Raw genomic sequence first — 23,245 nt, forward strand, 5'->3', positions numbered from 1 at the left:
GACATGGCCCCATGTGACGTGCGTCTCCACGTCCGGCATTGCGGGAGCGGTCACCGCCGCCGCGCTACTGTCACGATCGATCAGCAAATCGGCGGGGGACGAAGGGGGGTGGTGACGATGGACAGCGTGCTGTTCAACGTGACCACGGCGGCACTGATGGTGCTCATGTTCAAAGGTGGTCTGGCTCTGGTCGGTGAGACCACACTGGGCGGGCGGCGGATTCCCTGGGCGGCATCGGGCCTGACCGGGATCGCGCTCGCCGGGGTCGTCCTCCAGCTCTGCTGGCCGGGGGCGACGGGGGCGCTCGACGCTGACCCGGCGAAGTCCGGCTGGTGGCGCGTGGTCACCTCGGTCTTCATGCAGAACGGGGGCTTCGGCGGGGCGGCATGGAACCTCGCGACCCTCGCCGCCGTCGCGGGCTTCGCCGAGTGGTTCTGGGGAGCGCCACTGACGCTCTGCCTGTTCACCGCGGGCATCCTGCTGCCCGAGCGGATCGACGCGCTGTGGGGCCAGACCTCCCACAGCATCGATCCGCGCAATTTCGCGGGCAGTTCGGGCGCGACCTACTTCCTGAGGGCGACGCTGGCCGCAGCGCTGCTACTGCACGGCGGGGCTGGTCAGGCGCCCGACAAGGATTCCCAAGGGGTGGCCTCCGACGGCGCCGAGGCCTCAGCCGACGAGCGCTCACCCAGTAACGCCGTCCGCAAGAACCGCCTGCTCGCGCTCGCGGTACCCGTGCTCGGCCTGGCGATGTGGTTCACGCAGGAGAACGGCCACGGGCTGGTCGCCTGCTACGGGTTCGTCGTCGGAGCATTCGCCTGGGTCGCGTTCCGCACGGTCCTGCGCCCGGACCGCGACCTGCGGCAGCCGCCGCGCACGACGATGTCCTCGCTGACCGGGCTCGTCGGTCGCCGGCCCCGAAGCGCCGCGTAGCCGGAAAGCCTGGCCCACCTCGGTCAGCGGCGCCCGGTCGACGGGTTCCTGAACCCAGCCCGTGCCGTCGATCGCAGAATGTGTCCTCGGATCCACCAGCACCGCGAACGCTCTCGCGGCGGACACGGCGACAGCCAGAGGGGCGCTCACGTAGTCGTCAGCCATGGCGTTCACGCTCCTCGTCATCTCATGTCGCCAGGCCACTGCCTCGGACACGGCGTCATATCCGGGCTCCGCCCCCAGCGGTCAGTACCCTGCACGCATGATTAGCGGCGCTCACGTCATCATCTACAGCCACGACGCGGAGGCGGATCGCGCCTTCTTCAGGGACGTTCTGGAGTATCCGCACATCGATGCCGGCGACGGCTGGCTCATCTTCAAGCTGCCTCCGGCCGAGGTGGCGGTCCACCCCGCCGACGCACCATCACACGAGTTGTACCTGATGTGCGACGACGTCAACGCGACGGTCGACGAGCTCTCGGCCAAGGGGGTCGTGTGCACCCCGGTCACGAACGCCGGCTGGGGTCTCAAGACCGGGATCCGGCTGCCGGGCGGTGGCGAGCTGGGGCTCTACCAGCCACGCCACGAAACGGCGCACAACCTCTGACGGCCTCCCCAGGCGCCGGGTGCCCAGCTCTCAGGCCTGCGGAATCGCGCGTCCTGTGGGCCGGTACTCGATCACCAGCACCCTGTTGTCCAGATCGTGATGGGCGACCAGCTCCAGTTCTGTCGAGTCCACACCGGCGAAGAACGGCTCGCGGCCCGACTCCCCCACGAGCAGCGGAAAGGTCATCAGCCTCAGCCGGTCCACGAGGCCCGCCCCGAGGAGCTGCCGGCCCAGGGACAGACTGCCCATGGTCCGCAGCGGCACATGACCTTCGCTCTTGAGCCGGGTGACCTCGGCGATCAGGTCGTCATGGCACACGCGCGTGTTCTGCCATGCAACCGTCTTCAGCGTCGACGAGAAGACGACCTTGTCCACACCGGGCATCGGGTCCGCACCGGGGCCACCCGACTCTCCGGGGAGGCCTGCGAGGGCCTCGTAGGTGCGCCGCCCCATGAGCACCAGCTGCGGCCCTGCCATCTCCTCGTGGATCCACTCGTCGAGCATGGGCCCGAAGTAGCCGAAGTAGGCGGGCGATGTCGCGCTGCCGGCATACCCGTCAACCGAGACGAACACATCGACGGTGAGTGTCTGCATGGCAATTCCTCCGAATGTCTCGCACCTGCTGTGCCCTGTCCGCTCCATGGGGCATGGAGCCTTCCAGTAGAGACGTCGGAGCGGCACCGCGTGAATCGACACCCTCAGCCAACCATCGCGTCAGCCCCTCGGCCGGTCACTCCTCGGCCGGTCACTCCTCGGCCGGTCGCTACGAGCCGCTGTCCGTGGGGCGGCGTGCGATCCAGAGCTGGCGCGCGGAGCGCACCACCAGGTCGTCACGGTGGCGTACGTCCGCCGGGCCGCCGTTCACGAGCGTGTCGAGCGCTTCCAGGTCGGCCGGGTCGATGCGGCCGTCCACGGCGCCGCGGATGCGGCTGAGCGTGCCGTGCGCGTAGAGCCCGGCGCTGCCGCCCGACGGCGGGCGCAGTTCGAGATTCTCTGTACGTTCATCCTCAAGGGTGAAGCCGGCCGATGCCAGCAGTGCGCCCCAGTCGGCTCCCATGTGGGGTACCTCTTCGGCGTGCAACGTCGTGAGTGCCTCGCGGATGCGGCCTTCAAGCCCGGGGCGCTCCGGCACCGCGTCGTCGGCGAGGAATCGCGGCATCCCGTCCAGTTCGGCGACGGCCAGGAGCCCGCCCGGGCGCAGGGCCTTGAAGATGATGCCGAGGGTCGCGGCGGGGTCGTCCATGTGGTGCATGGACGCCGAGGCCCAGACGAGGTCCGCGTCAGTGACGCCCGGCAGGCCCGTACCGGCGTCCGCTTCCAGCAGGTGGACGCGCGCGTCCAGGTTCTTGGCGGCAGCGGTTCGGGCCAGCTGTTCCAGCATGCGAGAGGAGCTGTCCACGGCCGTCACCTGCGCTGAGGGGAACTGCTTGAGCAGGGCGAACGTTCCTGTGCCGCTTCCGGCACCAAGGTCCACGATCCGCTCGACATCGCCCCCGGCCAGCTCCGCGATGGAACGCATCGCGGCGGCGAGCTGAGGCGCGAACAGGTCGGCATCGAGGTCGAGCAGCTCCGCCAGGCCGTCCTGCTCATGCGTATGCGTATGTGTATGTGTGCCGTGGCTGTGGGCGTCGTGGGCGCCATGGCCGGCTTCATGGGACCCATGTCCGTGCAGCTGGGAGTGTGCGGGAGAACCGTGCGGTGCAGGCGTCTGGTGCGTGGGGTACGTCATGACATCGACCGTAGGCGCCATTTCGTTCAGCGCATAAGCTCTTGCCTATGACGCAAGAAGATCCCTCACTTGATGGCCTCGTGCGCAAGGGGCCACGACCTTGCGCGGCGCGCACGCCGGGTCACCCGGCGGCCTGGCCTCCCCCAGCCACCTGACACACCGCCACCGCACCACACGACACCCACTGCGGCCCTCTGCGGCATGGCGACGGTGGCAAGGGGGAAGACTGGCTGCCGAACACCGAACCACGCACGCTGGAACACGGGGGACGTCATGGCCGCGACTGAATCGGCATGGAGGCTGCGAGAAAGGCGTTCGCAGCATCGGCGGGTAGCGGGCGTCGTGCTCGCCGCGCTGGTCGCGCTGGTCGCGCTGACGGTGGGTGGCTGCGGAAGCACGGACAAGGCCGACCATGAGTCTTCACCCAGTCGTCAGACCTCGAAAGCCCCTTCCTCGAAGGACCCGTCCCCGCGGCCCTCGTCCGGGCAGCCGTCCGCCCCGGCGGCGGACAGGCGTGATGTCGGCGCCTGCGCGGACGGCAACTGCGAGATCGCGGTAACCGGCCCGGTGACGATCCGTTTCAAGGGACCGGCCGGTCCGGCAACGCTGTCCGTCACCGAGGTCGGCAAGAACAAGGTCGAGTACACGGTCAAGTCGGGCAACGGCCAGTCCAAGGGCGGCGCGACCGGCCCGGGCCAAGGGTGCATCACGGTCCTGCGCAGCAACGGCGGAGGCAACTCCTGTGGTGGTCTGGGCGACGCCACCCGGCCGAGCCCTCAGCCCGATGCGGTGGTGATCCAGGCGGCCACCGGCGAGGACGGCACGGCTCTCCTCCACATCGTGTCCGACTGACGGCACGAAGTCTTGGAGCCGTCGCCCACCGCGCCTCCTCGCACGCCGGCGGCCGCAGCGGGTGCTCTATCGGTTCAGAGCTGCTGCAACAGCACGGTGACAGTGAGGGCCAGGCCGCCACCTGGGACACCCTGGGCCACATCGCCCGGCACACCGGAAGAACCGAACGCGCCCTCCACTCCTACGGTGAGGCCCTCACGCACTTCCAGTCCATCGGCAACGCCAACCGAGAAGCCGACACCTGGTCCAAGCTCGGAGACATCCACGCCGAGCGCGGCGAAGATGCTCGTGCCCGCGACGCCTGGACCACCGCACAGGCCCTCCACCGCGAGCAAGGCCGCCGCGCCGCGGCTCCCGCATGACGACGAACCTGGCAACCGGCGGTCCCGGCTGACTCCCGACCGACTTCCAACTGACTCGCTGACGGCGCTATGGTCCAACACCTCACGAAGGCAGGACAGATGACCACGCAGACCGATCACGTCGACCACGAACTCATCGAGGCCGCGGCCCATGTCGCGCGCACCCGCTGCCGGGGCGACAACCACACCATGGCGGCCGCGGCCCGCGACCGGGACGGCCGGATCGTCACCGCGGTGAACGCCTACCACTTCACCGGAGGCCCCTGTGCCGAGCTGGTCGTCATCGGCGCGGCAGCCGGCCAGGGCGCCTACGAGCTGGACACCATCGTCGCCGTGGGCGACCGCGACCGCGGAGTCGTCCCCCCGTGCGGCCGGTGCCGCCAGGTCCTCCTCGACTACTTCCCGGACCTCAAGGTCATCGTCGGTGCGGGCGACCGCCTCCGGACCGTCCCCGTCGCCGACCTGCTCCCCGAAACCTACGTGTGGGCCGACCACCAGCTCGACACGGAAAGCTAGTAGAACTGGGACAGGCAGAACTCGTGCCCCTCGGGGTCGGCCATCACGACGACCACGCCCTCGTCGTAGTCGTGCCGCTCACCGGTGAACCGGCCGCCAAGGCCGATGACCTGGGCGATGCCCTGATCGATGTCGTCGACCGAGACGTCCAGGTGCAGGCGCACTTTTCCGGCCCTCGGCTCGGCCACGGGCTGGAAGACCAGGCGCGGCTGCGGGTCGTCGCGATGGCCGAGATAGACCCAGCCGGGCTCGGACGGTCCCGGTGGGCGGTCCAGCAGCACGCTCCAGAACGCTGACACCCGCTCGACGTCGATGCAGTCCACGGTCACTCCGACCCAACGGTTCGTCATGCAGTGAGCATGGCTCCGTCGTGGGTCCTGCGTCCGGTGGGCCGGGGAATTCCCCCGGCCCACCGCGCCACTCGGCCTCGAACACGTCCTACGAGCGAGTCGCCTCGCATTCGGGGACAGCGGGGGCCGGGGCGGCCGGATCCGACCCTAGAGACAGCCGCGGTCGGACCCTTCCCAGGGGTAACCCCCTTACTGAAACGGGGGGTTGCCCCAATGTGGCGCGTGGGGCGGGAGCGGCAGAGTGCAGGCATGACCTTCACCCGGTTACACGGAAGATTCATTGCGTCCGGCGCACTCGCCCTGGTGTGCGCTGCGACCGTATCGGCAATGACAGGGCACGCGGAAACTCAGCACTTCCCCTCGCCCGCCGTTGTCGGCGCCTCCCAACAGAGCGCGGGTCGCGGCTCGTTGGTCACCTCGGCCCTCGTCGCGGGCCTGGACGCCGAACAGGTCAAGGCCCGACTGGAGAAGGCAGGTATCGACGCGACGCAGGTCCGCTACGGCGTACGCGCCCACCGGATCGTGTACCGCACCATCGACACGGAGGGACGGCCCACGACGGCCAGCGCACTGGTCGCGATACCCAAGAACCACAAGCAGCACCTTCGGGTCGTGTCCTGGCTGCACGGCACCGAGGTGTACCGGGGTGAAGTCGCCTCCGTCAACGACCGGTCCCCGGACCGCGCCACCGCGTTGCTGTTCGCCTCGAGCGGCCTCGCCGTGTCGGCCCCGGACTATCTCGGCCTGGGCGAAGGCCCGGGCATCCACCCGTACGGTGACCCCAAAGCAACCGTCACCGCACCCCTGGACGCGCTCCGGGCGACCCGTGCATTCGTTCAGGAAACCGGCCGTGACATCGGCCGAAAGGTACTCGTCAGCGGATTCTCCCAGGGCGGACCCGCCACCATGCTGCTCGGGCGGGCCCTGCACCAAGGCGCCGACGCGTACTTCCGCCTGGGTGCGCTCGCCCCCATCGCCGGCCCGTTCGATCTGAGCGGATTCGAGGCCGCCGCAGCGGACGACAAGCTCGATCGGTCGCCCCTGTACCTCGCCTACCTCATCACTGCGTGGAACCGGATGTACCGCCTGTACGACTCCCCCGGCGAGGCATTCCGAGCCCCGTACGACAAGAAGGTGGTGAAGCTCTTCGACGGCAACCACACGGGCGGCGAGATCGCCGACGCGCTGCCGGCCACATCCAAGGAGCTGTTCACCGACGAGTTCCTGAACAGGGTGCGCAACCCCGAGGGAGAACTACGGCGCCGACTTCACGCGATGGACACCACGTGCGACTGGCGCCCGGCCGTCCCCGTGCACCTCTTCCACGCCACAGGCGACAAGGACGTACCCTTCACCAACTCCCTATACTGCGAAGGTCAGTTGGCTGACAACGGAGCCGACTTCGAGCTGACCGACGTCGGGGATGTCGACCACAGCACGACCGTCCTCAAGGCCCTGCCTCACGTCGCGCACGAGTTCAAGACCACACGCTGACGTCGTGCCGCTCCGGTGTCCCCTGAGCCATTCAGGACAGGGGGACACCGGAGGTGAGAGGCGCGGTCGCTGAACGGCCCAGTCGCCGCCCCCCAGGACCCAGCCGCCCATACGGTGGAGCCCGGACCTCTCCGATCAAACTGCGCAGCCTGCGCTCCACGCTGTGGGCGCTCGTGGCCACCATCGTCGGGATGCTCGTCATCGGCGTCGTGACCATGGCCAACACTCATGCCCCCAGCCCGAACAAGGCCGACACGTTCGACCCGGTGAACAACGTGCTCGCCGGGATCGCCCTCGGCCAGCTCATCGTCGGCGTACTCGGCGTGCTCGTGGTCACCGGCGAGTACTCCTCCGGTGCGATGCGCTCCACGCTCGCCGTGATCCCCAACCGGCCGCTGCTGCTCGCCGCCAAGGCGGGCGTCTTCGGCGCGGTGACGTTGGCCGTCGGTGAAGTGGTCGCGTTCGCGACGTTCTTCGCCGGGCGGCTCGCGCTCGGAGAAAGAGTGCCGGTGCCCGCCCTCGGCGATCCGGGTGTGCTGCGCGCGGTGGTCCTTTCGGGCGCGTATCTCGCCATGGTCGGGCTGCTCGGCATCGCGCTGGGCGCCGTCGTGCGGCACACGGCCGCGGCTGTCGGGGCACTGGTCGGGCTGCTGTACGTGCTGCCCGCGGCACTGTCCGGGCTCACCGGGGTCACGGTGGCGAAGTACTTCCCGACCATGATCGCGGGGAACTCGCTCGCCGTCTCCAAGCCGGTGGCCGACGTCCTCTCACCGTGGGCCGGCTTCGGGATGCTGTGCCTGTACGTGGTGGCGGCGCTCGGCGCGGGCGGCTGGCTGCTGACGCGCCGGGACGCCTGAGGGGACACCCTCTAATCGCCTCACGGCAGACGACAGATACCTACAGCAGATGCGTACGTACAGGAGACTTGAGCCATGCACGAGTCAGCCGGAGACCGGCCACCGGAAGGCGCGCGGGCCGAGCCCTCACGTCAGGTCTCCCCGGGCGCCGTCCTGCGTGCCCCGTTCACGGCTCGTGCCTGGGCCGAGACCACGTACTGCCTGTCCGGCTTCCCCCTGGCCGTCGTCGGGGCCGTTCTCCTCCTCGTCGTGCTCGCCCTCGGCACCGGTCTCACCGCCTCCCTCGTCGGCGCTGTCCTCGGCCTCGCGCTGGTCGTCGGGGCGGTCGGCCTCGCGCGCGGCTGCGCCGCCGTGCATCGCCGGCTCGCCCAGGGGTTGCTGGGCGAGCGGGTGGAGGCGCCGCCGCGGCTGCTGCTGACGGGCAAGGCGTTCGCGCGGCTGGACACTCGCCTGCGCGATGCGGCGGGGTGGCGTTCGGTCGCCTACGTCCTGGTGAAGCTGCCCGTCGCCGCCTTCGGCCTGTACGCCGTCGGCTGGTGGCTGACCGCCCTGCTCAATCTCTCCGCACCACTGCGCTGGGCGGCCTTCCACCAGCGCCCGGCTGCCGGCGAGGCGGGGATGCCGACGATCACGCCGATCCCCGTCGGCGGTGGCGCCCCGCACAGCACGAGTTTCGCCGGGACCTTCGTGGCGGCGGCGATCGGCGCGGTGACGCTGCTGGCGGCGCCCTGGTTCACACGTGGCGTCGTCGCAGTGGACCGCTGGCTCATCCGGGCGCTGCTCGGTCCGGGCCAACTCGCCGAACGCGTAAGGAGTCTGGAGGAGAGCCGCGCTCTCGCCGTCGACGACTCGGCTGCCCTGCTGCGCCGTCTGGAGCGCGATCTGCACGACGGGGCGCAGGTCCGGCTCGTCGCGCTGGCCATGAGCCTCGACATGGCGAAGGAGCGGCTCGGCCCGCAGGGCGAACCGATCGCCGACCCGGCGCGTGTACGGCAACTCGTGGACACCGCGCACCGCAACGCCACCGAGGCCCTCGCCGAGTTGCGTGACCTGGCACGCGGCATCCATCCCCCGGCCCTGGACGACGGCCTGCCCGACGCGCTGTCGACGCTGGCCGCGCGCAGCACCGTGCCGGTGGAGCTCTCGGTGGACGTGCCACAGCGGCCGACACCCGCGATCGAGACGATCGCGTACTTCTGCGCGGCGGAGCTCCTCACCAACGTCATCAAGCACAGCGGCGCACGCCGGGCGGTGTTGTGGGTGGCACAGGAGGACGGCGTCCTGCGGCTGCGCGTCACTGACGACGGCCGCGGCGGGGCGGCACTCGGCGCTGGGGGCGGGTTGACGGGACTTCAGCAGCGGGTGCGGACGGTGGACGGACGCCTTGACGTGTCGAGCCCGAGCGGCGGGCCGACCGCGGTGACGGTGGAACTGCCGCTCCACGCATGAGTGACACCGCAAGCAATGCGCTGAGGGACACGGCGGACGGCCCGCGCGCAGCGCATCTGCCCCCCGCCCTCGCCCGCTCGAACCCGTGAGAGCATGCCCCCATGCGCATCGTGATCGCCGAAGATGCCGCCGTGTTGCGGGAGTTGCTTGCCCAGATGCTCACCGAGCGAGGCCACGAGGTATGCGCGGCCGTGCCCGACGCCGACGCCCTCCTCGCCGCCGTCGCCGAGCACCGGCCCGACGTCACCGTCGTCGACATTCGGATGCCGCCGACACACACCGACGAGGGCCTGCGGGCCGCGATCGACATCCGGCGCGAGTACCCGGGCACGGGCGTGCTGCTGTTCTCCCAGTACATCGAGACCAAGTACGCGACCAGACTGCTCGCCGCGGGCTCAGCCGGGATCGGCTACCTGCTCAAGGACCGCGTCGCGAACGTCGCCGAGTTCACCGACGCCCTGTCCCGCGTCGCCGCCGGCGGCACCGCTCTCGACGCCGAAGTAGTCACGCAGTTGGCCGGAGCGAGCCGCCGTGGAGGCGACCTGGAGTCGCTGACGGCACGCGAGCGGGAGGTTCTGGCGCTGATGGCCGAGGGCAGGACGAACGCCGCGATCGCGCAGGCGCTGGTGGTGTCGGCGGGCACGGTCGAGAAACACGTCGCGGCCATCTTCGGCAAGCTGGGCCTGCCCGCGTCGGAGGACGTGAACCGGCGCGTGCTGGCCGTGCTGCGCTACCTGGAGTCGTAGGCGACGCCGGTCGGCTGGGGGTCCAGGCCGGATCTGTGGGCCGTGGTCGACACCGGTCCGCCGGGGTTCAGGTCGGACCTGTGGGCCGTAACTGACGCCGTCCGGACGGGAGTTCAGCGATCCTTCGGGTCGAGCAGCCACAGCCCCAGGACCACCAGGAAGGACAGGCACAGGAACCCCGCGCCCCACCAAGCCGTACCGGTTGCGCCCATCATCCACTCGTTGACCACCACGCTGAGGCCCCAGAGTTGGCCGATGACCACCGTCATCGCCAGGACGAGGCGGGCGGTGAGTTTCGAGGAGCGTTCCGGCTCCTGGTCGGTGCCGGCGCCGGGACCCGGACCCGTGTGCCGGATCCGGGGGTCGCCGTAGCCGCTGGTCGGGCGGATCTGCGGGTAGCGCTCCCGGACCGGGCGGTTGAGGCGCGGCTGGGCGCTGCCGGGGGTGTACGGGGGCCTCGGGGGGACGGCTTGGGGCTCATCGGTGCTCATGTCCGCTGGCTCCTTTCCCCGTTGGCATCGTTCGCGACGGGGCAGCCGAGCTGGGCCCGTACCTCGGGCCGCGCGTCGGCGAACTCCCTGCACACCGCGTCCTGGGCGTTCTCGCCGGAGCGGGCCGTGGCGACCGCCCAGACGCTGCCGTCGCCCTGCTCGAAGAGCAGCACCTCGGGCAGGCCGCGCGGTGGCGGGCCCGCGGTGACCTCGCCGGTGCGGGCGTCGAAGACGCCTTCGTGGCAGGGGCAGTACAACTCGCCCTCGCTGCCGCGGTCCTTGCGCCACAGCACGCCGCACGCCAGGTGCGTACAGACGGCGGAGTAGCCGACGAGGCTGCCGTCCGTGAGGCGGACGGCGACCGCGCGGTCGTCCTCGCCGGGGAAGCGGAAGGCAATGGACTCGCCGGGTGCGAGGCGGCCGGTGATCCGCTTGGGTTCCGGCGCGCCGTCGGTGTCGCCGTGCCGGTGCAGCACTCCCCCGGCGACGGCGATGCCCCCGACCGCCAGGCCGCCGGAGACGGTGGCGACGATACGGAGGTAGTCGCGGCGCGTGGTGAGGGAGTCGGCGGAGATGCGGTCCTTCAGGGCCGCCTGCGCCGCGTTGTCGTCGGTTCCTGGCTCGGGGACCGGGGGCTGCTCGGTGACGCTCATCGGGTCACGTCCTTCCCGTTGACCTGGACGATCGGCAGCCCTCCGGGCACCGGCCACTGGACCTTGTCGGCGGGGACGACCATCGCCACGCCGGTGTTGACGACGACGTCGCCGAACGTGAAGGAGTCCGCGACCTGGACGCCCGGACGTTCGGCCTGGAGATCCTCGAGCGTTCCGTAGAAGAGGGCCCCGGTGGGGCAGACCGTGGCGCACATGGGGGCGAGTCCGTAGGCGGTGCGGTCGTAGCAGAGGTTGCACTTCATCTGCAGCTTGGCCTGGAGGTCGATCTTCGGTACGCCGAAGGGGCAGGCGTTGACGCAGTTGGCGCAGCCGATGCACCGGGTGGTGTCGGCCTGCTGCACGACACCGTCGGCGGTCACCAGGATCGCGTCGGCGGGACACACCTCGGCGCACGGCGCGACCGGGTCCTCGCAGTGCATGCAGACCGTGGGCAGGGACGCGACGGAGTGGCCCTCGTCGGGGTAGTCGAGGTGGATCATGGACTTGCCCCGGTGCGAGTCGCACTCCCGGCAGGCGGACACGCACGCCTGGCAGCCGATGCACCGGCCCGGGTCGATGAAGATCGTTCTGCCCATCATGGCGTGACCTCAGCTCCTCTCGGCGGTGCCACGGCCCTGCGGGGCCGTGGGCGGCAGCGGGTCGGTACGGGACACCTGGGCTTCCGGGTACGCGACCTGGCCGGGCGCGGTCGGCGGCGCGGGCACCTCGTCGATCTGTTCGGCGTGCTCGATGCGGCAGGCGCAGACCTTGTACTCGGGGATCTTGGAACGGGGGTCGAGGGCGTCGATGGTGAGGGCGTTGGCGGCCGTGGGGACCGGCCAGTGGTACGGCACGAAGACGGTGTCGGGGCGGATCGCCTCGGTGACCAGAGCGGGGAAGACCTCGCTGCCCCGGCGCGTCACGACGCGTACCGGATCGCCGTTCCTGAAGCCGTGCGAGGGGTGGACCTCCGCCCATGGGCGCGGGGTCTGCTCGACCAGGGCGCCGAGCCGGCGCGTCTGGTTGCCGGACAGGAAGTGGGCGACGGTGCGGCCGGTGGTGAGCGACATGGGGTGGTCGTCGTCGTACGGGTCCATCGGCGGATGCCACTGAACGACCTGGAGGTGGATCTTGCCGTCGGGGTGGTACGACTTGCCGTCCTCGAACAAGCGGGGGGTGCCGGGGTGGTCGGTGGAGGGGCACGGCCAGGCGATGCCGCCGGTCTCCTCGAGACGGTCGTAGGTGATTCCGTAGTAGTCGATGACCGTGCCGGCCGACGCGACGCGCAGCTCCTCGAAGACTTCGCGGGAACCCGGATAGTCGAACTTGTCTCCCACGCCGAGGCGTCGGGCCAGCTCGCACATCACCCAGGTGTCGGTACGCACGCCCTCCGGCGGCTCCTGCGCCTTGTTGTGCTTGATCACCCGGGCCTCGGCGTTGGCCATCACGCCCTCGTCCTCGGCCCAGGTGGTGACGGGGAAGACGACGTGGGCGTTGTCCGCCGTCTCGGAGAGGAAGAAGTCGAACTGGGCGTGGAACTCGAGGGTGTCGTAACCGTCCTTGACCGTCGCGTAGTTGGGGAGGGAGACGAACGGGTTGTTGCAGATGCCGATGAGACCGCGGATCTCCTGGCGCTGCATCTGCCAGACCATTTCCATCATCGACGTGCCGGCGGCGGGGAGTTCGGACTCCTCGATGCCCCAGATCTCGCAGATCTGCCGCCGGTGGTCCGGGTTCAGGATGGAGCGCCCGCCGGGCAGCAGGTCGGACTTCTGGCCGTGCTCGCGGCCGCCCTGGCCGTTGCCCTGACCGGTGAGGGTGCCGTAGCCGGCGCCCGGCTTGCCGATGTTGCCGGTGGCCACGCAGAGGTTGATGACGGTGAGGCAGTTCTCGACGCCCTGCGAGTGGTGCTCGATGCCCCGGGCGTGCCAGGCCATGGCGTTGTCAGCACCCGCGAAGGCTCTGGCGACCTGGACGACCTGTGCGGCGGGGATCCCGCAGATCTCGGCGGCCCGTTCGGGGGTGTACGTGGCGACGGTGGCCCGGACCTCGTCCCAGCCGGTGGTGTGGGCGGCCACGTACTCCTCGTCGACGAGGTTCTCGCGGATGACGACGTTCAGTACGGCGTTGAAGAAGGCGGAGTCGGTGCCCGGCTTGAGGGCGACGTGGATGTCGGCCGTGCGGGCGATGGACGTCTCGCGCGGGTCGACGACGATGAGGACGGCGCCCCGGTCGCGGGCGCCCCACACGTACTGGGTCATCACCGGGAAGCACTCCCCCACGTTCGACCCGGCGATCAGCAGGCAGTCGGAGAGGAGGATGTCGGAGAAGGGGTTGCCGGCCCGGTCGATGCCGAAGCACAGCTTGTTGGCTCCGGCGGCGGAGACCATGCACAGGCGGCCGTTGTAGTCGACGTGCTTCGTCTTGAGGGCGACGCGCGCGAACTTGCCGACCAGGTACGTCTTTTCGGAGAACAGGCTCGCTCCGCCGAGCAGCCCGAACGCGTCGTTGCCGTGGGCAGACTGGATGCGGCGGATCTCGGAGACGGTGAAGTCCAGGGCCTCCTCCCAGGTCGCCTCGCGGAAGGGTTCGTCGCGGGAGCGGCGCATGAGGGGGGCGGTCAGCCGGTCCGGGTGGTTGATCTGCTGGTAGGCGTTGATGCCCTTGGGGCAGAGCCGCATCCGGTTGATGTCGTGGTTGCGGGGCTCGACACCGAACACCTTGCCGCCCTTGTCGACGCGCAGATACATCCCGCACTGCACGCCGCAGAAGCAGCAGTGGGTGGGGACGAGCGTCTCGCCGTGCTGGTCGGCGTGCCACTGGTCGGCCGGAATGCCGCCCGCGTCACGGAAGTTGCGGGTGCCGGGCGGTGTGATGGAGGGGTCAAGCGGGATGTACTGCTGGGTCACTTGAAGCCCTTCTTCACGTCGCTGAGGTATGCGGTACCGCGCAGCACCCGCTTGCAGCGGGGGCAGTACTCGGTCCAGGTGTCGAAGTCGAGCTTGAGGTCGCGCATGGTGCCCTGGAGGTTCTCGACGTACGGAGCGGTGTCGATCAGCTGACCGCAGCGCTTGCAGTGGAAGAGCTGTTCGTCCTTGCGGGCCGTGTACTTGAACAGCTGCATGCCGACGGCGGCCGGCCGCTGGACGATGTGGAAGAACTTCCCGAAGGGGATGTAGATGAGGGTGAAGACCACCGACACCATGTGCAGGATCGCCAGGAACTCGTAGCCGCCGCCGTGCAGGAAGATCGACGAGAAGGTCAGGAGCAGGCCGGTCACCGAGATGACGATCAGGGCGATCAGCGGGACCAGGTCGTAGGCGAAGCGCTGGCCGGTCATGGCGCCGCGGTCCTTCATGCGCCGCCACAGGAAGTACGAGGCACCGGGGATCACCAGGACGGCGGCGATGTCCAGGCCGTGGAACATCAGCCAGCCGACGATGTTCAGCGAGTCGAAGCCGAGGATCTTCAGGCCCCAGATCCGCATCTCGTAGCCGGGCCCCGCGCTGGACGAGGCGGTGAACGTGAACCAGCCCCAGGTCAGCGGGAAGGTGATCAGGGCGGCCAGGATGCAGCCCCAGAAGATCAGCTGGTGGGCGGCCCAGCGGGCCTGCGAGCGGGCCCCGAGGAACTTCTGGAAGCCGAGGTAGGTGGCGATCATCTTCGGCAGCGCGGTGGGCGCCTTGCGGAAGTTGTCGGACGAGAACAGGCTGCGCCAGCCCTGCTGGAACAGACGGCGTGCGCCCGGGGCGGAGATCCACACGGTGTAGCGGTAGGCGACACCGAAGGCGAGGAACACGGTCGCGACGGCGTACGGGAGGAGAGCCGAGTCGAAGTCCTTGAGCATCCGGCTGCCGAACACGATGGCCAGGATCAGCAGTACGGACACGATGGTGCCGGCGAGCGTGGCCCGCCCTGCGACCGAACGCGGTCCGGGCCCGCCGACCGCGCCGGTGGGCGGTGGCGCGTCCGGGGCGGTGGCCACGTCCGAGGCGGCGGGCGGTGCGGGTGGCTCAGTCACCCGGCTCACGATAGGGAGTTTTGTACGTGTTTCGCCCGTTCTCGAAGGCGCCCGAGTGACGTGTCGGTCGGCGGCGGCGCTCAACGGGGCACGCACACGCCCGGCCAGTGATGAGGCCGCAAACATGCCCTATGGCCGCTCCGCCCCGATGTTCCGCATGCGGCCGTACGCATAGACGCAGCCGGCGAGAGCCAGGTCGGACAGGAGCATGAAGCCGATGGAGTACGAGTTCTTGGCACTGTAGACCGCGCCCATGACGAGCGGTGGCACGAAGCCGCCGAGGCCGCCCATCGCGCCGACGATGCCGGTGACGGAGCCGACCTGCGGCTGTGGAGTGACCTGGGAGACGAGCGCGAAGACGCTGCCGCTGGCCGTGCCGAGTCCTGCGGCCATCAGCAGGAAGCAGATCGTGCCCACGGGGTTCAGCTGCGGGTCGAAGGCCTGGACGATCGCGAAGAGCGCGACGACAGCCAAGGCGCAGGCGGTGACGGTCGCCGGGTGGATCCGGTCGGACAGCCAGCCGCCGATGGGCCGGAAGACGACAGTGACCAGGGCGAACCCGGCCGCCTTGGTGCCCGCGTCGGTGGGGTCGAGCTCGTACCAGGTCTTCAGATACGTGGGCAGGTAGACGCCGAACGCGACGATGCCGCCGAACCCGATCGCGTACAGCCCGGACAGCTCCCACGTCACCCTCAGCCGTCCCGCCTGCCCGAGCCGCGTGGCGAGCGGGCTGGTGGGGATCGGCCGGTCGGGGCGGTCGGCGATGAGGAGCAGAGCGAGCAGCGCGTACGCGGCCAGCGCGATGGCCACCACGAAGAAGGGGAGGTTCTCACTGTGCTTGGCCATGCGTGGCGTGAAGTAGCCGGACAGGGCCACACCACCCATGCCCATGCCGAAGATTCCGAGCGCGAACCCGCGGCGGGCGGGCGGGAACCAGGAGTTCACGAGCGGGATACCGATGGCGAACGTCGTGCCGCCGAGACCGAGCAGGAAGCCGACGCCGAGCATGGCGACGAAGGAGCCCCTGGCGGGGATGACCAGGAGCACCGGGATGATCGTCAGGGCGGAGATCAGCGGGAACATCAGCTTGGCGCCGTAGCGGTCGGTCAGCGCGCCGACGGGAACGCGGCCGAGGGAGCCCACGATGACGGGCACCGCGACAAGGAACGACTGGTTGAACGAGCTCAGGTTCAGGCGTTCCCCGAAGTCGCTGCCGAGCGGCGCGATGAGGGCCCAGGCCCAGAAAGTGAGAGCGAACCCGATGGTGGCCACGGCCAGGTTGCGGTAGGCCGTGGCGGGCGGCCGGGCGTGCGTCTGTTCCGGTGCGGGGTGTTCCACAAGCCGATGCTAGGAAGCCTGCGGTATCCCGGCCTGATCTGGTGCTCCGATCGATTCTCGAACCCCGGGATCGCGTCAGCATATGTTGACACTCATCCAGCCGTCAGCATATGCTGACGGCCATGGAGAGCACACTCGAAATCGCCGAGGGCGCCGCCAGCAGCGACCCGGACACCGGGCTCCGCGCGGTGGCCGCCCTACGAGAACTCACCGAACGCCTGGAGATCCTCCAGGTCGAGAACGCCCGGAAGCTGGGATGGTCCTGGCAGGACATCGCGGAGCGGCTCGGCGTCACCAAGCAGACCGTGCACCGCAAGTACGGCCGCCTGATAGGGAGTCGATGATGTTCGAACGCTTCACCCCGGACGCCCGCACCATCGTGGTCCACACCCAGGAACACGCCCGCCGGCTCGGACACCACCACATCGGCCCCGAGCATCTCCTGCTCGCCCTCGTCTCCACCGACCAGCCCGCGAGCGCTGTACTGCGTGAGCACGGCGTCACGCCGGACGGTGTGGAGGAGGAGATCGTCCGTCAGGTCGGACTCGGGGGCGGATCCCACCTGTTCGGCACCCTCAACCGGGACGCGCTGGCCTCCGTAGGGATCGACATCGACGCCGTACGGGCCAGGATCGAGGAGTCCTTCGGACCAAAAGCCCTCGCGCGTGCCGACAGCGCCGTCCACCGCGGGCCCCACTCGTCGAGGCGCGGCACGCGCCGCGGAGTGGCGCCGGTCCTCGCCCGCCACTGGCGCAAGCGGCGCAACGCCCGACGCCGCGCCCTCACGGCACCGACCCCTGCCCCGACCGGCCTGTACCAAGCCACCGGCGCTCACCCCGTCGGGCACATCCGGTTCTCCCCTCGCGCCAAGGAGAGCCTTGCGAACACCGTCCGCGAGGCGCAGGCCCGGCACGACAGCTACATCGGCGTCGAACACCTCACCCTCGGCCTCATCGCCCTGCCCAGCGGTCTCGTGTCTTCCGTGCTGTCATCGCTCGGCACCTCGGCCCCGGCGTTGCGCACCGCGATCAGTGAGCGCTATTGGCAGGTGAGCTGATTCCTACGGTGCCGTCGCCGTGGTCCCGTCGGGGGCGGGCGGGGCCGCCGGGTCGACGGCGATGACGAGGAACGTGGCGACGAGGGCGCCGGCCCCCGCGAGCCCGGCGGCAAGACGCCGCCGGGCCGTGTGGGTGGGGAGCGGCGTGGGGCCTGCGGGCTTGCGGTGGCGTCCCATGGGTGTCTCTCTGTCAGTGGTGTTCGGCATCTGCGCCAGGTCAGCACGTGAAGCACTCTGCGTGGATGTGGTCTTCGGGCACCCCGGCCCGCACCGGCGCCGCGGTGGCCGCGGCCGTCATGCCGGGCGGCCCGCACACGTACACGTCGTGCTCGGCGAGTTCGGGTACGAGATTGCGCAGGGCCTGCGGTGCGAGCGGGTCGAACGAGGCGTCCGACGGGCCGAGCAGATAGTGAAGGACCGCCTGCCTGCCGCGGCGATGGCCTCCAACTCTCCGCTCAGGACGAGTTGTTCGGCCGTGTCCACGTGGTACAGGACCTTTGCATACGTCGGCGATACGTTCTGCTGCTTAGGCTTCGCACATGCGCGTACTGATCGTGGAGGACGAGTCCTACCTGGCCGACGCCGTCCGTGACGGTCTACGCCTTGAGGCGATCGCCGCCGACGTCGCCGGCGACGTCGGCTCCGCCCCGGAACTCCTCAGCGTCAACTTCTACGACCTCGCGGTCCTCGACCGCGACAACCCCGGCCCCTGCGGCGACGAGGAAGCCCGGCGCATCGTGGGCTCCGGCAGCGACATCCCGATCCTCATGCCTCCGGTCCACAAGATCGCGGGCCTGCGGCTCGGCCTCTTCCGCCGGGAGGTCTTCCGCGACGAACGGCTCGGCGAACCATGGGCCATCGCCACGGTGCCCGGCGTCGGCTACCGGATCGACACCGGTCCGGACACCACCGCACCCGGCAGTACGTCGCATGGATAGGCGCCCGGGGCTCAGCGCCCGACTGAAACTCACCCTCAGTTACGCCGGATTCCTCGCCGTCGCCGGCGCTCTCCTGCTCGCCGTGGTGTGGGTGTTCCTGCTGCGCTACGTACCTGACAACCCCAAGGGCCTGCTCGGGATCTCGCCCAACCGCTACCTCCTTGTGCACACCTTCGCCCCCGCCGCGGCCGTGGCGATGGTCTTCCTGCTCGTGTTCGGCCTCGTCGGGGGATGGATCCTCGCCGGCCGGATGCTCGCACCGCTCACACAGATCACGGATGCGGCACGCATGGCCGGGAGCGGGTCGCTGTCCCACCGGATCCACATGAAGGGCCGCCAGGACGAATTTCGTGAACTCTCCGACGTGTTCGACTCGATGCTCCAACAACTCGAGTCCCACGTCGCCGAGCAGCAGAGGTTCGCTGCGAACGCCTCCCACGAACTGCGCACCCCGCTGGCGATCTCGCGGACGCTCCTCGACGTCGCCCGCAAGGACCCCACGCGGGACCAGCGCGAACTCATCGAACGCCTGCACGCCGTCAATACGCGGGCGATCGACCTCACCGAGGCCCTCCTGCTGCTCAGCCGTGGCGACCGCGGAACCTTCATCCGCGAGAGCGTCGACCTCTCCCTCATCGCCGAAGAAGCCGCCGAAACGCTGCTCCCCCTCGCCGAAAAGCGCCGCATCACGCTCGACGTCACCGGCGGGGCCGCCCGGACCAGCGGCTCCGCGGAGCTCCTGCTGCGCATGGTGACGAACCTCGTCCAGAACGCCATCGTCCACAACCTCCCCGCCGGCGGCACCGTGACGGTCCACACCGAGACGCACGGCGACACGAGCGTGCTGCGGGTCGAGAACACGGGCCGTCGGCTCCCACCGGAACTGGTACCGACCCTCACCGAACCCTTCCAGCGCGGAACGGAACGCGTACGCACCGACGAGCACGCCGGAGTCGGGCTCGGCCTGGCCATCGTCCACAGCATCGTCCGCGCTCACGACGGGACCCTCGACCTCGTCCCCCGCCCCGCCGGCGGTCTCCTCGTCACGGTCCGGCTTCCCGGCACGCCGTAGGGCATGGTTCCCGAGCATGGTTGGCGGTCGGGCATGGCGTCGTGACGCCGGAGCCGACCTGACCAGGTTCGCCCGGGCCGCCTTCGCAACCCCGGGCCGGAGGGTGAAGTTCTCCCAGAGTCCCTCTACGGGCGTGCACATACGTGGCCGGATGGCGGACCGGCTGCGATGCTGCCCTCATGGGGACAAGACTGCGACGCAGCCAGGCCGAGCGGGATGAGATCACTGTCGAGATCGGCTATGCACTGTTCAGCGCGTGCTTCCTCGGTGGCATCGTCTTCGCGACGATCGCCGGCCCCGCCTTCGTCTGGCGCCTGCCTCCCTCTGTCGAGCGCTCATTGGTGGCTACGGGGACTGTGGTCGGCGGCGTCCTGGCGGTGATGCGCGTCGTCCACGTCCTGTGGCGATTCGACTCGCAACACCGCTGACGGACAACCAGGCGCGGGCGGTCGCCGCTTCAGCACGTCCGGCGGTGAGGAACGTCAGGGATGTGAGCCATCCCCTTTCCTGTTCCGTGAGAGGGCCCGAACTGGCGCAGAGGCCCCGGATCAGCCGCGGGCCGAACTCATTGCCCGCCGAGTCGGGCCGCGCCGGCCACGTACAGGCTCGCGGATGTCGTCGTCAGCAGAAAGGCGAGAGCCGTGTGGACGACGAGCCCTCGTCCCGGGGCAAGACCCAGGTATGCCCTTGCCGCACGGCTCACACGGGGTCGGGGGACTCCTCGCGCGGCGTTCGCGTCGGACTTCTCGATCGCTCGGCGAAGCTTCCCGCGGGCTCTCTTCGTCGTGATGCCCAGGCGCACACCATGGACGTCGCACACCACCAGGGTGCGGTGCACGCTGCCGTACGAAAAGGTCGTGAGCAGGCGGACGGTGGTGATCCGGTTCAGGTCGACGGACCGTTCGCCGGTCAGGGTGTGCGCGGTCAGGCGCGACGACGAGTGTCGGAACGGAGCTCGTTCCTCGCACAGTGCGGTGAGGAGGAGGAAACCGATGATCGCGCACAGCAGACCGAGCACGATCGGTGTGCCTTCGGGGACTGCCCCGGTCCGGGCCAGTCCGTAGCCGACGAGGGGCAGCAGAAGAACAGCCACCCCCAGTCCCGATCCCACGCGCGCACGCGCCACACTGCGGGTTGTACTCGCTTCCACTGACGCCCCCGTTTCAGCCGACCGGAACCAGCATGCATGCGCGGTGGGTTGTGCCGCACTGCCTATGTCCGGCAATCTTCGGCGCGGGATCCGCCAGGAGCAGGAGCGGGACGCAGGACCGCAGGCGTCCCTGCCCGTCCCCAGAGAGCAAGAAAGGCAAGGAGGACTTCCCACTCCTTGCCACTCTCAACTTATAGCGCACTGGGGGGCTTGCGGCAAGGCCCCCACCTTGCCGCACAATCGCTGGCCGAGGCCCGAACCCTGCGGAAATGGGAGATCAACGAAGTGCAAGTGCTGTTGTCGGTTTATGGGTCGTGCGGTGGCGTCGCGCCGGTGCGGGCGCTCGGCGCCGAGGTGCCAGTGGGCGCCGTGTCGGACTTCGCGGGCGTGACCTCGGATCGGAGCTGATGACATTGACCTCCACGACCATCAGTGCGTTCGACCTTCCCGAGCGTCTTTCCTCCAAGGCCGATCCGACGCTGATCGCCGGCGATGAGCAGCACTTCGCGGCCATCGCGAGCAGCCTCGACCAGACGATCACCGAACTCTCCGACCGTCTCGACGTCCTGCGCAAGGCCCCCGGCGGCATCGGCCGCGAGGCAATGGACCGGGACTCGGAGATCCACCGGCTGACCGGCCGCCTGCGCGCCCTGCGCCGCTTCGGCCTTGACCTGTGCCTGGGCCGTGTCGTCGGCGCGGACGACGCCGAGCCCCTGTACATCGGGCGGCTCGGCCTCACCGACAGCGAGGGCCGCCGACTGCTTGTCGACTGGCGCTCCCCCGCCGCCGAGCCGTTCTTCGCGGCGACGCACGCCAACCCGATGGGCCTGGCGAGCCGCCGCCGGTACCGCTGGACCGGCGGCCGGATCAGTGACTACTGGGACGAGGTGTTCACCGCCGACGGCCTGGAACAGCGGGCGGCGCTCGACGACCAGTCCGCGTTCATCGCCAGCCTGGGCAGCAACCGTTCGGCCCGTATGCGTGACGTCCTCGGCACCATCCAGGCCGACCAGGACGCCATCATCCGCGCCGGTTCGCGCGGAGCGCTCGTCGTCGACGGCGGGCCCGGCACGGGCAAGACCGTCGTCGCCCTGCACCGTTCCGCGTACCTCCTCTACTCCGACCCGCGCCTGAGCCACCGTCGGGGCGGTGTCCTGTTCGTCGGTCCGCACCGGCCCTACCTGGACTACGTGGCCGACGTCCTGCCGAGCCTCGGAGAGGAGGGCGTGCAGACCTGCATCCTGCCGGACCTCGTCGCCGAGGGCGCGACGGCGCAGATCGAGACCGACCCGGACGTGGCCCGCCTCAAGTCCTCCGCGGACATGGTGCAGGCGATCGAGAAGGCCGTCAGGTTCTACGAGGAGCCGCCCACCAAGGGCATGACCGCCACGACTGCCTGGTCCGACATCTGGGTGAGCGCCGACGACTGGGCCGAAGCGTTCAAGGCTCCGGGTCCGGGCGCCGCGCACAACGAGGCGCGCGAGCAGGTCTGGGAGGAACTGGCCACGATCCTCATGGACAAGCAGCGTATGGACGAGGACGAGGACGGCGTCTCGCCCGATCTGTTCCTGCGGTCGCTGCGGCAGGACAGGGATCTGGTCGCGGCCCTCAACAGCGCATGGCCGCTGCTCGAGGCCGCCGACCTCGTCTCCGACCTCTGGACGGTCCCCGCCTACCTGCGGATGTGTGCCCCCTGGCTCGACCGCGACGACGTGGCGAAGCTGCAGCGCAAGGATGCCCCCCATGCCTGGACGCTGTCCGACCTGCCGCTCCTTGACGCGGCTCGGCAGCGCCTCGGTGACCCGGAGGCGGCGCGGCGCAAGCGGCAGCACGACGCCGCCGTCGCCGCCGAGCGCGAGCGCATGGCCCTCGTCATCGACGACATCATCTCGGCGGCCGACTTCAACTCGGCCGGCGACGACAGCGAGGGTGCGGTGCGGATGCTGCGTGGGAAGGACCTCCAGGACAGCCTGATCGACGAGAGCGCGCTGCCCACGGCCGACCCGGACCGGCTCGCGGGACCGTTCGCCCACATCGTCGTGGACGAGGCGCAGGAACTGACCGACGCGGAGTGGCAGATGCTGCTGCTTCGCTGTCCGTCGCGGAGTTTCACCATCGTCGGGGACCGTGCTCAGGCGAGGCACGGGTTCACGGAGTCGTGGGAGGAGCGCCTGGAGCGGGCCGGGCTCGACCGGATCAAGCAGGCCTCCCTGAGCATCAACTACCGCACGCCGGAAGAGGTCATGACGGAAGCCGAGCCGGTCATCCGGGCCGAGCTCCCCGACGCCAACGTGCCGACATCCATCCGCAGCAGCGGCGTCCCCGTCGTCCACGGACGGGTTACGGACCTGGACTCGATCCTCGGCACCTGGCTCGCCGCGCACGACGACGGGATCGCCTGCGTCATCGGCGACCCCATGTTCCGGGCGACGTCACGCGTCCGGTCCCTGACCCCGGAGCTGTCGAAGGGCCTCGAATTCGATCTGGTCGTGCTCATCGATCCGGAGGAGTTCGGCGACGGCATCGAAGGAGCGGTCGACCGCTACGTGGCGATGACCCGGGCGACGCAGCAGCTCGTCATCCTGACGAGTTCCGTCCCGATGAGTTCCTGACGAGTTCCTGACCCGGGA

26 protein-coding genes are annotated in these 23,245 nt (G+C 69.8%); 14 read left to right on the forward strand and 12 right to left on the reverse strand.

All coding sequences use genetic code 11. From position 1 onward, the window contains the following. Positions 1 to 117: 117 nt before the first annotated feature. Complete coding sequence (locus ACY0PA_RS04630) at positions 118 to 933, forward strand: hypothetical protein (RefSeq protein ID WP_473083465.1); 816 nt, start codon at positions 118 to 120, stop codon at positions 931 to 933. A 262-nt stretch (positions 934 to 1,195) separates the two neighbouring features. Continuing rightward, on the forward strand, positions 1,196 to 1,540 hold the full coding sequence (locus tag ACY0PA_RS04635) for a VOC family protein (RefSeq protein WP_473083466.1): 345 nt from the start codon (positions 1,196 to 1,198) through the stop codon (positions 1,538 to 1,540). Positions 1,541 to 1,570: 30 nt separating this feature from the next. Here the strand turns inward: ACY0PA_RS04635 and ACY0PA_RS04640 are convergent, their stop codons facing one another. After that, positions 1,571 to 2,134, reverse strand: a complete 564-nt coding sequence (locus tag ACY0PA_RS04640) for a dihydrofolate reductase family protein (RefSeq protein ID WP_473083467.1) — start codon at positions 2,132 to 2,134, stop codon at positions 1,571 to 1,573. A 169-nt stretch (positions 2,135 to 2,303) separates the two neighbouring features. After that, complete coding sequence (locus ACY0PA_RS04645) at positions 2,304 to 3,269, reverse strand: methyltransferase (RefSeq protein ID WP_473083468.1); 966 nt, start codon at positions 3,267 to 3,269, stop codon at positions 2,304 to 2,306. A 342-nt stretch (positions 3,270 to 3,611) separates the two neighbouring features. Here ACY0PA_RS04645 and ACY0PA_RS04650 point away from each other — a divergent pair, with 342 nt between their 5' ends. Further along, positions 3,612 to 4,121: a hypothetical protein gene (locus tag ACY0PA_RS04650; protein ID WP_473083469.1), complete on the forward strand. Its 510-nt coding sequence runs from the start codon at positions 3,612 to 3,614 to the stop codon at positions 4,119 to 4,121. 74 nt (positions 4,122 to 4,195) lie between these two features. On the opposite strand, the gene ACY0PA_RS04655 is transcribed toward ACY0PA_RS04650, so the two are convergent. Next, the gene (locus ACY0PA_RS04655) at positions 4,196 to 4,456 is read right to left on the reverse strand and encodes a hypothetical protein (RefSeq protein ID WP_473083470.1); all 261 of its coding nucleotides are present in this window, start codon (positions 4,454 to 4,456) and stop codon (positions 4,196 to 4,198) included. Between the two features lie 126 nt (positions 4,457 to 4,582). On the opposite strand from ACY0PA_RS04655, the gene ACY0PA_RS04660 reads away from it, so the two are divergent. Next, positions 4,583 to 4,999 (forward strand): cytidine/deoxycytidylate deaminase family protein, encoded by a 417-nt coding sequence (locus ACY0PA_RS04660; protein ID WP_473083471.1) that lies wholly within the window; start codon positions 4,583 to 4,585, stop codon positions 4,997 to 4,999. Here ACY0PA_RS04660 and ACY0PA_RS04665 read toward each other — a convergent pair. Then, positions 4,996 to 5,349 carry a VOC family protein gene (locus ACY0PA_RS04665; protein ID WP_356290808.1) on the reverse strand — a complete coding sequence of 118 codons (354 nt, stop codon included), beginning with the start codon at positions 5,347 to 5,349 and terminating at the stop codon, positions 4,996 to 4,998. The two genes, ACY0PA_RS04660 and ACY0PA_RS04665, sit on opposite strands and share 4 nt — an antisense overlap. A 327-nt stretch (positions 5,350 to 5,676) precedes the next feature. On the opposite strand from ACY0PA_RS04665, the gene ACY0PA_RS04670 reads away from it, so the two are divergent. The 4 genes from ACY0PA_RS04670 (at position 5,677) to ACY0PA_RS04685 (ending at position 9,895) form a co-directional block, all read left to right on the forward strand. Then, on the forward strand, positions 5,677 to 6,843 hold the full coding sequence (locus ACY0PA_RS04670) for an alpha/beta hydrolase (RefSeq protein ID WP_473083472.1): 1,167 nt from the start codon (positions 5,677 to 5,679) through the stop codon (positions 6,841 to 6,843). A gap of 173 nt (positions 6,844 to 7,016) precedes the next feature. Further along, a complete protein-coding gene (locus ACY0PA_RS04675) occupies positions 7,017 to 7,700 on the forward strand; it encodes an ABC transporter permease (protein WP_473083473.1) in 684 nt (227 codons plus the stop codon). Positions 7,701 to 7,775: 75 nt separating this feature from the next. After that, positions 7,776 to 9,149, forward strand: a complete 1,374-nt coding sequence (locus ACY0PA_RS04680) for a sensor histidine kinase (RefSeq protein WP_473083474.1) — start codon at positions 7,776 to 7,778, stop codon at positions 9,147 to 9,149. Positions 9,150 to 9,250: 101 nt separating this feature from the next. Continuing rightward, on the forward strand, positions 9,251 to 9,895 hold the full coding sequence (locus ACY0PA_RS04685; RefSeq protein WP_473083475.1) for a response regulator: 645 nt from the start codon (positions 9,251 to 9,253) through the stop codon (positions 9,893 to 9,895). Positions 9,896 to 10,008: 113 nt separating this feature from the next. On the opposite strand, the gene ACY0PA_RS04690 is transcribed toward ACY0PA_RS04685, so the two are convergent. From ACY0PA_RS04690 to ACY0PA_RS04715, 6 genes are all read right to left on the reverse strand, one after another. Beyond that, positions 10,009 to 10,386, reverse strand: a complete 378-nt coding sequence (locus tag ACY0PA_RS04690; RefSeq protein WP_473083476.1) for a hypothetical protein — start codon at positions 10,384 to 10,386, stop codon at positions 10,009 to 10,011. Beyond that, complete coding sequence (locus tag ACY0PA_RS04695) at positions 10,383 to 11,039, reverse strand: QcrA and Rieske domain-containing protein (RefSeq protein ID WP_473083477.1); 657 nt, start codon at positions 11,037 to 11,039, stop codon at positions 10,383 to 10,385. The genes ACY0PA_RS04690 and ACY0PA_RS04695 overlap by 4 nt, the downstream gene beginning before the upstream one ends. After that, on the reverse strand, positions 11,036 to 11,638 hold the full coding sequence (locus ACY0PA_RS04700) for a 4Fe-4S dicluster domain-containing protein (RefSeq protein WP_100594407.1): 603 nt from the start codon (positions 11,636 to 11,638) through the stop codon (positions 11,036 to 11,038). The genes ACY0PA_RS04695 and ACY0PA_RS04700 overlap by 4 nt, the downstream gene beginning before the upstream one ends. Before the next feature lie 9 nt (positions 11,639 to 11,647). Continuing rightward, positions 11,648 to 13,948, reverse strand: a complete 2,301-nt coding sequence (locus tag ACY0PA_RS04705) for a molybdopterin oxidoreductase family protein (protein ID WP_473083478.1) — start codon at positions 13,946 to 13,948, stop codon at positions 11,648 to 11,650. After that, positions 13,945 to 15,060, reverse strand: coding sequence for an MFS transporter (locus ACY0PA_RS04710; protein WP_473083479.1), 1,116 nt, complete (start codon positions 15,058 to 15,060; stop codon positions 13,945 to 13,947). Before ACY0PA_RS04710 ends, ACY0PA_RS04705 begins: the two co-directional genes overlap by 4 nt. 129 nt (positions 15,061 to 15,189) lie before the next feature. Beyond that, on the reverse strand, positions 15,190 to 16,398 hold the full coding sequence (locus ACY0PA_RS04715) for an MFS transporter (protein WP_473083480.1): 1,209 nt from the start codon (positions 16,396 to 16,398) through the stop codon (positions 15,190 to 15,192). A gap of 122 nt (positions 16,399 to 16,520) precedes the next feature. Between ACY0PA_RS04715 and ACY0PA_RS04720 the strand changes: the two genes are divergently transcribed. Together ACY0PA_RS04720 and ACY0PA_RS04725 are read left to right on the forward strand one after the other, a co-directional pair. Beyond that, the gene (locus ACY0PA_RS04720) at positions 16,521 to 16,742 is read left to right on the forward strand and encodes a helix-turn-helix domain-containing protein (RefSeq protein WP_100594665.1); all 222 of its coding nucleotides are present in this window, start codon (positions 16,521 to 16,523) and stop codon (positions 16,740 to 16,742) included. After that, the gene (locus tag ACY0PA_RS04725; RefSeq protein WP_473083481.1) at positions 16,739 to 17,455 is read left to right on the forward strand and encodes a Clp protease N-terminal domain-containing protein; all 717 of its coding nucleotides are present in this window, start codon (positions 16,739 to 16,741) and stop codon (positions 17,453 to 17,455) included. Before ACY0PA_RS04720 ends, ACY0PA_RS04725 begins: the two co-directional genes overlap by 4 nt. Positions 17,456 to 17,458: 3 nt before the next feature. Here ACY0PA_RS04725 and ACY0PA_RS04730 read toward each other — a convergent pair whose 3' ends face one another. Beyond that, a complete protein-coding gene (locus ACY0PA_RS04730) occupies positions 17,459 to 17,632 on the reverse strand; it encodes a hypothetical protein (RefSeq protein ID WP_473083482.1) in 174 nt (57 codons plus the stop codon). 362 nt (positions 17,633 to 17,994) lie between these two features. On the opposite strand from ACY0PA_RS04730, the gene ACY0PA_RS04735 reads away from it, so the two are divergent. The 3 genes from ACY0PA_RS04735 (at position 17,995) to ACY0PA_RS04745 (ending at position 19,893) form a co-directional block, all read left to right on the forward strand. Continuing rightward, positions 17,995 to 18,393 (forward strand): response regulator, encoded by a 399-nt coding sequence (locus tag ACY0PA_RS04735; protein WP_473083483.1) that lies wholly within the window; start codon positions 17,995 to 17,997, stop codon positions 18,391 to 18,393. Continuing rightward, the gene (locus tag ACY0PA_RS04740) at positions 18,386 to 19,465 is read left to right on the forward strand and encodes a sensor histidine kinase (RefSeq protein ID WP_473083484.1); all 1,080 of its coding nucleotides are present in this window, start codon (positions 18,386 to 18,388) and stop codon (positions 19,463 to 19,465) included. The genes ACY0PA_RS04735 and ACY0PA_RS04740 overlap by 8 nt, the downstream gene beginning before the upstream one ends. A 179-nt stretch (positions 19,466 to 19,644) precedes the next feature. Next, a complete protein-coding gene (locus ACY0PA_RS04745; RefSeq protein WP_473083485.1) occupies positions 19,645 to 19,893 on the forward strand; it encodes a DUF6332 family protein in 249 nt (82 codons plus the stop codon). 137 nt (positions 19,894 to 20,030) lie between these two features. Here the strand turns inward: ACY0PA_RS04745 and ACY0PA_RS04750 are convergent, their stop codons facing one another. After that, on the reverse strand, positions 20,031 to 20,558 hold the full coding sequence (locus ACY0PA_RS04750) for a hypothetical protein (RefSeq protein ID WP_473083486.1): 528 nt from the start codon (positions 20,556 to 20,558) through the stop codon (positions 20,031 to 20,033). 464 nt (positions 20,559 to 21,022) lie between these two features. On the opposite strand from ACY0PA_RS04750, the gene helR reads away from it, so the two are divergent. Then, positions 21,023 to 23,227 (forward strand): RNA polymerase recycling motor ATPase HelR, encoded by a 2,205-nt coding sequence (gene helR / locus ACY0PA_RS04755; RefSeq protein ID WP_473083487.1) that lies wholly within the window; start codon positions 21,023 to 21,025, stop codon positions 23,225 to 23,227. The last annotated feature ends 18 nt before the right edge of the window (positions 23,228 to 23,245 follow it).

Source organism: Streptomyces sp. DS1-CR2, assembly GCF_055760475.1.